Source organism: Streptomyces sp. ActVer (assembly GCF_027270795.1).
GTDB classification, from domain to species: Bacteria; Actinomycetota; Actinomycetes; order Streptomycetales; family Streptomycetaceae; genus Streptomyces; species Streptomyces umbrinus_A.
This window is the reverse complement of the sequence record NZ_JAPWHT010000113.1, coordinates 1-8,794: the sequence shown is the minus strand read 5'-3', so window position 1 is coordinate 8,794 and position 8,794 is coordinate 1. Positions and strand designations below refer to the sequence as shown.

Annotated in this window: 19 protein-coding genes; 14 read left to right on the top strand and 5 right to left on the bottom strand. The window is 68.0% G+C overall.

Annotated elements, in window-relative coordinates:
- Positions 1-13 precede the first annotated feature (13 nt).
- The 14 genes from O3Q52_RS20010 to O3Q52_RS19945 all read left to right on the top strand — a co-directional run bounded on the left by O3Q52_RS20010 (position 14) and on the right by O3Q52_RS19945 (position 4,069).
- Positions 14-268, top strand: a complete 255-nt coding sequence (locus O3Q52_RS20010) for a hypothetical protein (RefSeq protein ID WP_269650146.1) — start codon at positions 14-16, stop codon at positions 266-268.
- A 54-nt stretch (positions 269-322) separates the two neighbouring features.
- Entirely contained in the window at positions 323-484 is a 162-nt protein-coding gene (locus O3Q52_RS20005; RefSeq protein WP_269650145.1) for a hypothetical protein, read from the top strand.
- A gap of 24 nt (positions 485-508) precedes the next feature.
- Positions 509-952, top strand: a complete 444-nt coding sequence (locus O3Q52_RS20000; protein ID WP_269650144.1) for a hypothetical protein — start codon at positions 509-511, stop codon at positions 950-952.
- Positions 949-1,077, top strand: coding sequence for a hypothetical protein (locus O3Q52_RS19995; RefSeq protein ID WP_269650143.1), 129 nt, complete (start codon positions 949-951; stop codon positions 1,075-1,077). The genes O3Q52_RS20000 and O3Q52_RS19995 overlap by 4 nt, the downstream gene beginning before the upstream one ends.
- A 3-nt stretch (positions 1,078-1,080) precedes the next feature.
- Positions 1,081-1,746 carry a hypothetical protein gene (locus O3Q52_RS19990; protein ID WP_269650142.1) on the top strand — a complete coding sequence of 222 codons (666 nt, stop codon included), beginning with the start codon at positions 1,081-1,083 and terminating at the stop codon, positions 1,744-1,746.
- The gene (locus O3Q52_RS19985; RefSeq protein ID WP_269650141.1) at positions 1,743-2,075 is read left to right on the top strand and encodes a hypothetical protein; all 333 of its coding nucleotides are present in this window, start codon (positions 1,743-1,745) and stop codon (positions 2,073-2,075) included. Before O3Q52_RS19990 ends, O3Q52_RS19985 begins: the two co-directional genes overlap by 4 nt.
- A complete protein-coding gene (locus tag O3Q52_RS19980; protein ID WP_269650140.1) occupies positions 2,072-2,257 on the top strand; it encodes a hypothetical protein in 186 nt (61 codons plus the stop codon). The genes O3Q52_RS19985 and O3Q52_RS19980 overlap by 4 nt, the downstream gene beginning before the upstream one ends.
- Positions 2,244-2,450: a hypothetical protein gene (locus tag O3Q52_RS19975; protein ID WP_269650139.1), complete on the top strand. Its 207-nt coding sequence runs from the start codon at positions 2,244-2,246 to the stop codon at positions 2,448-2,450. Before O3Q52_RS19980 ends, O3Q52_RS19975 begins: the two co-directional genes overlap by 14 nt.
- A complete protein-coding gene (locus tag O3Q52_RS19970) occupies positions 2,447-2,686 on the top strand; it encodes a hypothetical protein (RefSeq protein ID WP_269650138.1) in 240 nt (79 codons plus the stop codon). Before O3Q52_RS19975 ends, O3Q52_RS19970 begins: the two co-directional genes overlap by 4 nt.
- Positions 2,683-2,871, top strand: a complete 189-nt coding sequence (locus O3Q52_RS19965; protein ID WP_269650137.1) for a hypothetical protein — start codon at positions 2,683-2,685, stop codon at positions 2,869-2,871. The genes O3Q52_RS19970 and O3Q52_RS19965 overlap by 4 nt, the downstream gene beginning before the upstream one ends.
- Before the next feature lie 2 nt (positions 2,872-2,873).
- Positions 2,874-3,146, top strand: coding sequence for a hypothetical protein (locus tag O3Q52_RS19960; RefSeq protein ID WP_269650136.1), 273 nt, complete (start codon positions 2,874-2,876; stop codon positions 3,144-3,146).
- Between the two features lie 149 nt (positions 3,147-3,295).
- Positions 3,296-3,670: a hypothetical protein gene (locus O3Q52_RS19955; RefSeq protein ID WP_269650135.1), complete on the top strand. Its 375-nt coding sequence runs from the start codon at positions 3,296-3,298 to the stop codon at positions 3,668-3,670.
- A gap of 5 nt (positions 3,671-3,675) precedes the next feature.
- Positions 3,676-3,843 carry a hypothetical protein gene (locus O3Q52_RS19950; RefSeq protein ID WP_269650134.1) on the top strand — a complete coding sequence of 56 codons (168 nt, stop codon included), beginning with the start codon at positions 3,676-3,678 and terminating at the stop codon, positions 3,841-3,843.
- Positions 3,844-3,880: 37 nt separating this feature from the next.
- Complete coding sequence (locus O3Q52_RS19945; RefSeq protein WP_269650133.1) at positions 3,881-4,069, top strand: hypothetical protein; 189 nt, start codon at positions 3,881-3,883, stop codon at positions 4,067-4,069.
- Here the strand turns inward: O3Q52_RS19945 and O3Q52_RS19940 are convergent.
- From O3Q52_RS19940 to O3Q52_RS19920, 5 genes are read right to left on the bottom strand one after another with little or no spacing between them, the layout of a single operon-like run.
- Entirely contained in the window at positions 4,047-4,217 is a 171-nt protein-coding gene (locus tag O3Q52_RS19940) for a hypothetical protein (protein WP_269650132.1), read from the bottom strand. The two genes, O3Q52_RS19945 and O3Q52_RS19940, sit on opposite strands and share 23 nt — an antisense overlap.
- A gap of 14 nt (positions 4,218-4,231) precedes the next feature.
- A complete protein-coding gene (locus O3Q52_RS19935) occupies positions 4,232-5,914 on the bottom strand; it encodes a hypothetical protein (RefSeq protein WP_269650131.1) in 1,683 nt (560 codons plus the stop codon).
- Between the two features lie 14 nt (positions 5,915-5,928).
- Positions 5,929-7,179 carry a PBSX family phage terminase large subunit gene (locus O3Q52_RS19930; RefSeq protein ID WP_269650130.1) on the bottom strand — a complete coding sequence of 417 codons (1,251 nt, stop codon included), beginning with the start codon at positions 7,177-7,179 and terminating at the stop codon, positions 5,929-5,931.
- Between the two features lie 2 nt (positions 7,180-7,181).
- Positions 7,182-7,709: a hypothetical protein gene (locus O3Q52_RS19925; RefSeq protein WP_269650129.1), complete on the bottom strand. Its 528-nt coding sequence runs from the start codon at positions 7,707-7,709 to the stop codon at positions 7,182-7,184.
- Positions 7,709-8,572, bottom strand: coding sequence for a hypothetical protein (locus O3Q52_RS19920; protein WP_269650128.1), 864 nt, complete (start codon positions 8,570-8,572; stop codon positions 7,709-7,711). Before O3Q52_RS19920 ends, O3Q52_RS19925 begins: the two co-directional genes overlap by 1 nt.
- Between the last annotated feature and the right edge of the window lie 222 nt (positions 8,573-8,794).

Here is an 8,794-nt window from a genome sequence, read left to right as displayed (position 1 = left end):
GAACGGAACCCCCATGACCAGCACCCCGCACCCTCACAACGACTGCCCCGACTGCCGGACCCGCGAGACCGAAGCCCGCGAGCGCCGTGAGGCTGATGCGGAGGCCGCCGAGCGCAGCCACCGCGACAACCGGCAGCGCATCAGCGACCTCGAATACGGCATCGACGCCGCGCTTGAGGAGATCGCCGGCATGGACGAGGGCAGCGATCCGCGGAAGGTCATCGAGACCGTCCGGCACTACCTGGCCACATACCGGGCCATCTGCTGACCCGCTGCCGCGGGCGGCCACACACCGCCCGCGGCCACACCCCGGAGGACCCCAATGCCTACCGACGACGAGCTGGCCAAGTTCATCGCCGACTGCAACCAGCGCCGCCACGGCCGCCGCAGCTGGCAGGAAGCCGTCCAGGCCGCCGCCCGCCGCTTCCTCGGCGGCAGTGACGACGACCGGTTCGGCGACGAAATCGACCACCGCACCGCCTGACCGCCACACGCAAGGAGAACCCGTATGGATTTCCGCGACGCCCTCAACATCGTCACCGCCGAACTCACCCCCCAGCCCTGGGACTACACCGACAAGGCCGGCGTTACGCTCACCGTCATCCCCGCCTGCCTCCGCGAAGCACCGGGCTACGCCGAGGTCAACATCCGCATCACCGCCGACAAGACCACCGCCGCCGAGGTCGGGGTGACCACGACCTACATGACCAGCCTGCTCCACGCCCTGGAAGCGCGTACCGGCTGGGAGCACTCCACGTCCTACGGCTCCGACCTCAACGTCACAGCCGACAGCGATGGCGTGGCGCTGGTCGTGTCGGAGACCGACTACGAGACGCAAGGACACCCGACGGCGACCGTGACGATTCGCGTCCCGGAGGCGCAGCGCCTGCCGCTCGCGTCCGCGCTGCGCCGCGCGGCCGACGTCGCCCGCGGGTGGGAGGACCCCAGGTGACCGCCCCGGCCGAGCCCGCCGCCACCTCCGACCCGCTGGTCGAGCCGGGCCGGCCTTACGGCTGGTGGGAGGAAACCCCCGCCCAAGCCGCACGCTTTGACCGCGAATACTGGAACGAGGACTAGCGCATGATCCGCACCACCTACAAAGGCCGTTCCATCAAAGTGCTCGCCGCCCGCGGCAAGCCCTACCACCGCAAAATGGTCATCAACGGCTACACGATCCACCACGGCTGGCAGGGGGACGACGCCCAGGGCCTGAACTGGTTCAAGCAGATCATCGACCAGATGGACGCCGCCGGCGGACCCGGCATCAGCGCCGGACGCCTTCATTACACGGCCCCACACTGGTGGGAACCCGGCACGTTCGACGTCAACCCCAACGGATGTGCCACCCTCCCCGGCGGGTTCTGTCTGTGCTCGCGGTGCATCATCGGCGACCCCTGTGGCGACAAAGCCCGCTTCGCACCTCTTCCTTTGGACGCCTGCCAGCACTGCCACCAGCAGGACGACGGGCACGACGACGACGTTCACCTGCACTGGCACCGCTACACCGCCCCCACTGAGCAGCAGCGAGCTGGCCGGCAGGCGTACATCGACCAGCACCTGGCCGCCCAGGACGACGACCCCGACGAAGCAACCTGCGGCGAGATCTACCCGGAGAAGCTGAGTGGCCACCTCACCCGGCCGCGCTGCCTCTACTTCGCCGACCACCGCGACGCCAGCAACCCCGCCTTCCACTACGACGCCCGCGGCTTCCGCTGGCTTCGCAAAGCTCGCAAGGGAGCAGCATGACCGTCATCATCCCCACCACAACCGGCCCCGTCGCCGTAGATGCGAGCGCCCCCGCCCCGGGGCTCATCACCTTCGAAGCCCCCGAGTTCTTCCAGCCGGAATGCCCCTACCGGTGGCTCCTCGCCCACCACGAGGGCCACGTCTTCGCCGCCTTCGCGGATGAGGCCGCCGCCAACGAGGCAGCAGTGCAGATCACGCCGCTCGCCGACTGGACCAAGTCCGTCATGACTGGCGCGCAGCAGATCAGCCTCAGCTACGAAGGCGGCGCGCCCCGATTCCTCGCCCTCCTGAAGGAACTCGGCGGACACGACCCGAACGCCAGCAAGTGAACAGCGCGCGTCGCGCGGCGGCGGCCCCAACAGGCTGCCGCCACTGCGGCATCGAGCAGCGCGGCCACGGCATCCAGGCAGCATCCGACGGCAGCCACATCTGGACGCCGCCCACCCAGCAGCAGATCAAGAACCGGATGCTCGCCCGGCGAGCAGAGAGGACGCAGCGTGGCGATTCCTGAGCACATCCTCAACTCCGAGTGCCCGCACCAGCTTCTGTACGCGAACTGCGGGGAGGTCGAGTGCAACAACTACCTGCGCAGCATCGAGGAGTACGGCATCGTCGACAACTCGGCCGAAGCATGGGAAGAAGACTGGAACGACTCCCCGCAGCTCGGCGGCATGGGCGAAGAACTCCGACAGGAGTACGAGTGACCGCCCCGCCCGCCCCGTCGGTCGCCGACCTGTACCCGATCCGCGACGTGCGCTTCGTCAACGGCCGCACCCACCACCGCACCAAACGACCCGACGAGGAGCGGTGGTGGGTGCTGCTGGAGGCCGCCTGCGGGAAGACCGGATACCTGTGCACCGGGTATCCGGGCGGGACGGTACGGGCCTGCCGCGGATGCGAGAAGGCCGTAGAAGCCCAAGCCAGCAAGGAGACGACGTGACCCTGCACCACATCCCCGCCGACGACCTGCGCCCCGGAGACGTTATCGTCCACGACGGCGGGGAAACCGACGTCCGGGAACTCGACCGCAGCGCATCGCCGACCATCGTCACCAACCCCGGCAGCAGCGACGAGATCAGCGGCTACGTGTGGGAGTGCGTCACTGTGCGACGAGAGGATGCCTGATCATGGGCCAGCAGATCATTCAGCAGCCGGACGGGAAGCTCGTGGTCTTCTCCAGCGTCACGGACACGTTCATCGTCGTGGACGCCACCCCGGAGGAGCTTGTCGAGTGGCGAGCCGAGGAAGCGGCCGAGAGGGCGCGCGAGCAGACTCGGCGCGAGCTGGACAGGGTACTCGCCGGAGACTCGCGCGCGGCCTACTTCCAGTTCGCCCTGACATGGGAAGAGGCCTCCGCGAAAGACCGCGAGCACGAGGGAGACCTGGGCTCCGACAGTTGAAGATTGCACCGTATAGGGCCCACCTCAGCGTTCAGGGGTGGGCCCTCGGCGCGTGAGGGCTCTGCTTGAACGTCACCGTTCCGTCACGCCGCCACACTCGCCGCCGCATTCCAGGCACTCTGGGCGCCCGCCTACGCCCAGGAGCAGCCGTGCGATCACCCGTGAGACGCCCCATGTACCCGCAGCCCTGGCAGCGCTGGGTGTGGGCGGCAGTGCCAGCCGTCAGCGCCACCGCGTTGACGTTCATCCCGTTCATCGTGGCCTGGCGCCGGCGAGTCGTCGGGTGGCGCACGCTCGCCGTGTACGTGGTGCTCAGCGGCATCCTCATCACGGGTGCTGTGACCGAGTTCGACTTCCGCCAGTGGGGCACCTTCTGGCGCGAGGTCATTCGCTACGCGGACTGGGCCTACCTGATCACCGGGGTCGTGCACGTCGCACTCCTCGACTGGCCGCGCAAGAACAAGCAGGAGACTGCCAGCGGATACGGGGCACACTTCGATCAGAAGCCAACCGAGAGCAGGTGAGCAGCATGCCGGGGCGGAAGCACACCGGCTACCGCAGCAGGGCCCAGTGGCGCTACTTCTTCGCGAACCCGCGCCTTCGCCGCTACGCCAGGGCGAAGTCGCACGCCACGAAGGGCGGGCCGATCGTCCGCTACCGTCGACTCCCCGCACGGAGGGGCGCCCGGCGCCGCTGAACCCGTGCGAGCCCCCGCCCACTCGATCGAGGCTCCCATGACTGACCAGTCCAGCCGCGAGGTACTCGTGGCGAAGCACTTCTACCCGAGCGGCGTTACGCGCATGGCCTGCCCGCCGGACAACGACGGAGCGCCGACCTGCATGGGCGACACCGGATACTGCGGACACAGCAAGGAACTCGACAAGCAGGTCTGCGTGAACCTCATGCCGCGGACAGCAACCTGAGCCCGTCGAACTCCCCGGCAGGCTTGAAGAACCCACAGCCCTGCACCTGGCAGCGCCACCCGAGCGGAAGCGGATCCTGCGCCAGCAGGTGATCATGCTTCGGCTGCAGCGACGCCACCGCCGACGCCATGTACAGCCAGCTGTCCATCCGATGATCAATCATCACGCCGCCTTGAGCCCGGGCTCATCGTCCTGCTCGGTCTCGTCCCGGCTCTCGTCCGCGCCCGCTTCCGGCTCCTCGCCTTCCGCCGGATCCTGCTCGACATTCGGATCGCCCTGGGTGTTGAACGGGTCGCCGGCCGGCATTGCGGACCGCTTGTCGTCGCGGATGCGCTGCACCTCCGCTTTGACCTCAGCGTCGTCCCACTCCGGGTTGCGCATCTTGACCTTCATGAACGTACTGATCGCGCCCGCCGCATCCAGGAGCGACAAGGTGCGGGCCACAGCCTCCGGATCCGGCAGCACCGCGGGCGACCAACTGGCCGTCAACTCGGCCGTCGGGTCGACACCCTTCGCCCCGCAATGCCGCACATCGACCATCATCATCGTCGTCAAATGCTCAACCAGTGCAGGCCGCTGATACAGCAGCTTCGTGCCCCGCGTCGTCAGCGACTCCTCCTTGCGGGCCACCACCTCCGTAGCCGTCGCCGCGATCGTGCCCGCCTCACCGAAGCCCTGAGCGGAGTAGCCGGCCGACGACAAGATCTGCAGGCGCAGCGCCTTCGTGGTGCGCTCGTGCTCGTCGACGCGGATCTTGAACTGCACTTCGCTGATGGAGTCCTTGCTGGCCTCGTCGAGCATGTTGAGCGCGACGGTGACCTCCTTCTCCAAGTCGAAGCTGCCGCCCGTGCCGGCCCCTTCGGTTTCGAGCATCGACTGCGGCAGGATGATCCGCGCCTTGCCCAGGCGTAGATCACGCATCCAACTCGTCCACGACTCGTCGAGCGAATCCATCAGCGGCTCGATGCCCGCGAAATCTGAGCGGCCGAGCGGCGCCGTGCCGGGTACTCCGTTCCACACCCGGTTCGGCAGCACATTCGGCAGATGCGTGATCAGTAGCCGGTCGACGCCCGTCGCCTGCTTGCCCTGCGCGTTGACGCCCTTCATCGACCCCAGGAACTCGCTGTCGGGATGGTCGGCGAACTCCATCCGCATACCGAGGGTGTCGACGCCACCCTTGTAGACGCCGTACTCGATCGCGCCCGGCGTGTGATACTCCAGCAGCCTCCACACCTCGGAGGCGTCCTTGAGGGCGGCCAACTGCCGCCACACGGTGGCCGCCGAGAGCGCACCCCACCGCCACACCGGAACGACCGCATCAGCCTGGATGACATCCGTCCAAGGCCGCGGGCGCAGCGTCGTATCCCACACCACCCGCAGGTACACGTTGGACAGGCCGGCCGTCAGCTCCGCTGCTTCGCGCATTTTGGCGTGGCCGCGGTCGTCGAGGTAGCGGCCAATCTGCGCCTGTGTGCTCTTCGCCGTCGCCTTGTCGGTGGAGTCGCCGTCCACGGTCACCTGCGGCACATCCGACCACAGCAGGTTCGCCGACATCTCCGCCACGTCCGCGGCGATCGGGACGTGCAGCTTCGCCGCCTGTTGCCCCGGCGTGGCCGGCTGCCCCCAGAAGGTGCGCAGCTCGTCCCCGCCCGCGGCCCGCCGCTGGTTGACCTCGAAGAACTCGCGGGCGATCGCGTTCGACCGGTAGTTCGTCGGCCCGCCGTACACGGCGGCGAGGTGGTCGGTGTTGCCGGAGTACCAGGCCCGCCACATGTCCATGTCGGCGTGCGGAATCTCCAACTGCGGCGGCGGCCACGGCGTGCTGCCGGACGGGGGGAGCGGCATGACGGGTGTCCCTTCTAGGCGGCCAGGGCGAGCTTGTGCCGCCACAGAGCACGGGTCGTAAAGAGGGCGTAGCGGAGGGCGTCGACGCCGTGGTCGGCAACCTTGATGGGCTGCTCGACGCCGCGGAGGGCGGCCTGGTCATCCCAGGAGTAGCCGCCGATCTCGGTGATCAAGTCCTTGCAGGATTCGTGGACCAGCAACTGGTTGGAGGCGAGCAACGAAGAGACGGTCCTGATGCCGTCCATGACGTCGTTCTTCGCCGGAGTCGGCCGCAACTTGTCCCTCGACAACTGCGTGGAGAAGCTCGCTGCGGACGGGTCGACGGTGACGAACTGCGGGCGGATAGGGCCGATCCCCGGCACCTCACCCAGCCAGGCCCGCAGCCGCTGCGAATACTCGGAGTCCGTGAGCTGCTTGCGCTTCTGCCGGGAGTCGTAGCGCCACTCAGCTGCGGCGTACAGCTTCCGGTCCGCGCCGAGCCCGATGAGTACGGCGTGGAACGGGTTCTTGGTGCCGTAGTCCACACCCAGGCTGATCCACCTGTGGATACCGGCCTTGGGGAGCGCGGTGACGATGTGCCGGTCACGATCCCACGAGTCGTAGATCGCACCCTCCGCGGCGACCCATTCCCCCAAAATGAACCGGCGGAAGAAGAGACCCTCGTGCATGGCCTTGATGTCGCGCACGTACTCCGGGTCGAGGAACGGGTTGTCGTCGATCGTGAACGAGAAGCGCCGCAGCGGCTTCGTGCCCTCCTGGGAGAGCCAGTCCCGCATGAACCAGTGCGCCGGATTGTCGGGGTTGGTCGTGCAGAACAGTTGGGCGCCTCGCACCGACATGCGGCCCAGCAGCTGCTCGAAAAACACCTGCGGAAGCAGCGTCACCTCGTCGACGTAGGCGCCGGCCAAGGTGAGTCCCCTAATTTTGGGCTCGGCTTTGGCGTCATTCGCGCCGATCACGTGCACGATCCGGCCGAGGATGATTGCTGTCGGCGCCCCGGGCGTGTAGTGGATCAGCTTCGAGATTTCCCCGAACAGGGCCTCGTTCTGGAGCGGCAGGAACAAGTTACGGTGAGCCGTCTGGCTGGTCTTCGCAATGATCACCAGTTCGCCCGTGGTGGGCGCGTTCGCAATGAAGATCAGCCACTTGAGCAGGCTCGCGATCGTCTTCCCGGACCGGATCGCCCCCTCCCAGCAAGAGATCTTCGTTGTCGACTCGGCGACAGACCGGACCTGCTTGCGGGATAGGGGCATCGTGTCCAGCACGGCTATCCCTCGTCGCCCTCGGACTGCTGCTCCCGCTCATCCTCAGCACGTGAGAACGCCGTCAGCGCCTCGCCGAGACTGCCGAGCATCGACTTCGCTGCGTCCAGGCCCGACGACTCCTGCGGTGGGGCGAGCTTCAGGGACTTGTCGACGGCGATCGCCGCGCCGGTGAGGAACTTGACGCGTTCCGCGACGGGCGCCTCGTCGAACTCGTGCTCTTCGTAGGTGTTGTCCTTGCCGCCGAAGGAGTAGACGGTGGCGGGCTGGTAGATCCGGTCGAGGCAGTCTTCGGCGATCGTCACGAACCGCTCAGCGAGGATGGAGCGCCGTTCCTCGACGTCGGCACGGCGCGCGTCGGCCGCCGCTTGGATCTGTGACCTGTCGAAGGTGAGCCCCAGGTGCTCGGCAGTGCGGGACACCATGACAGGGGCGAAGCCCATCTCGCGCGCGATGGCGTTCCGGCCGAGGCCCTGCGCGTGGAGTTCGCGGAATTCGTCGAAGCGCTCTGATCCGATGGTGCCTCCGGGCATTACGGCCTCCGGTTGGTGCGGGCGCGCTGGCGCAGGAGAGTGGGCAAGGGGATTCCATCGACAGGCCAGTTCGGCGACCAGGGGATGAGGGCGCACCTGCAGTGGATGTGGCGTGGCGGGCCCGCGATCGCGGTCGGGAACGCGGTGCGGGGAGGGCCGAGGGTCAGGCCGCCGGAGAACTTTCCGCCGGGCCGGATGTGTAGGCCGGCGTAGGCGGCGCAGGCCGGGCAGGCGTCCGGCTCCGCCACCCACAGCAGCCGAACTCCGTCGCCGAGGGCGCGGGCTACCAGTGAGGCGCCGTAGGAGACGGCGCTGGTGACGGCGACGGCCATCCCGGCGGCGATGCGGCCAACTGCTCGTCGGGCTCGGGTGAAGGCGGAGGTGAGGCCCGCGAATCCCATGGCGGTGAGGCTCACTGTGGTGAGGAGTGCGAGCGCGTGTCCTTGCTCTTCCTGGACGGCGGGCGGGATGGCGTCGGCGGCCTGTTGGGCGTCGGAGCCGGCCTGTACGGGGGCGGGTGTTTGGGGGCGCTGGCCCATGGCTGCGGCGATGGCGAGCGCCTGCCGTGAGCCGAGCTGTGCCCCGTTGAACGCGGCGATCTCGGCGGCGTGTTGAGCCTGCTGTCCCTTGCCTGCGAAGGCGCGGCGCAGGAGGTCGCGCACCCAGTCGACGAACTCTTGCAGTCGGGCGGGGATTTGGGCTCCGACGGTCTCCCGTATCCACCGGCTGCCTGCTGTGGCCTGCGCATCGGTGAGGGCTTGGGCGAGGGGGCGGGTGGCTTCGGCGATGGCGCGCTGTTCGAGGTTGCGGATGGCGTCGGGGTGCTGCTGGGCGAGGTCTGCGATGCGGATGCTGTCGACCATCACACCACCCCTCAATGTCTTTGATTCAAAGGCAATCTTGCCTTCTAGCCTTTGATTGTGCAGCATTGGAGCGGGTTCAGGGTTAGCATCATGGTCAACGCGCGGCGATCAAGGCATCGCCCACAGCGCGCAGGCCGCCCAAGGAGGCTCCGATGACGACCCCCGCCCCCGCACCAACCCCCGCCGCACCCGCCCCAGCGTCGACGCGCTCGGCCGCCGCCT

Coding starts and splice junctions, on each gene's coding strand:
- O3Q52_RS20010 (WP_269650146.1), top strand. CDS start 14: ATGACCAGCACCCCGCACCCTCACAACGACTGCCCCGACTGCCGGACC.
- O3Q52_RS20005 (WP_269650145.1), top strand. CDS start 323: ATGCCTACCGACGACGAGCTGGCCAAGTTCATCGCCGACTGCAACCAG.
- O3Q52_RS20000 (WP_269650144.1), top strand. CDS start 509: ATGGATTTCCGCGACGCCCTCAACATCGTCACCGCCGAACTCACCCCC.
- O3Q52_RS19990 (WP_269650142.1), top strand. CDS start 1,081: ATGATCCGCACCACCTACAAAGGCCGTTCCATCAAAGTGCTCGCCGCC.
- O3Q52_RS19985 (WP_269650141.1), top strand. CDS start 1,743: ATGACCGTCATCATCCCCACCACAACCGGCCCCGTCGCCGTAGATGCG.
- O3Q52_RS19960 (WP_269650136.1), top strand. CDS start 2,874: ATGGGCCAGCAGATCATTCAGCAGCCGGACGGGAAGCTCGTGGTCTTC.
- O3Q52_RS19950 (WP_269650134.1), top strand. CDS start 3,676: ATGCCGGGGCGGAAGCACACCGGCTACCGCAGCAGGGCCCAGTGGCGC.
- O3Q52_RS19945 (WP_269650133.1), top strand. CDS start 3,881: ATGACTGACCAGTCCAGCCGCGAGGTACTCGTGGCGAAGCACTTCTAC.
- O3Q52_RS19940 (WP_269650132.1), bottom strand. CDS start 4,217: ATGGACAGCTGGCTGTACATGGCGTCGGCGGTGGCGTCGCTGCAGCCG.
- O3Q52_RS19935 (WP_269650131.1), bottom strand. CDS start 5,914: ATGCCGCTCCCCCCGTCCGGCAGCACGCCGTGGCCGCCGCCGCAGTTG.
- O3Q52_RS19925 (WP_269650129.1), bottom strand. CDS start 7,709: ATGCCCGGAGGCACCATCGGATCAGAGCGCTTCGACGAATTCCGCGAA.
- O3Q52_RS19920 (WP_269650128.1), bottom strand. CDS start 8,572: ATGGTCGACAGCATCCGCATCGCAGACCTCGCCCAGCAGCACCCCGAC.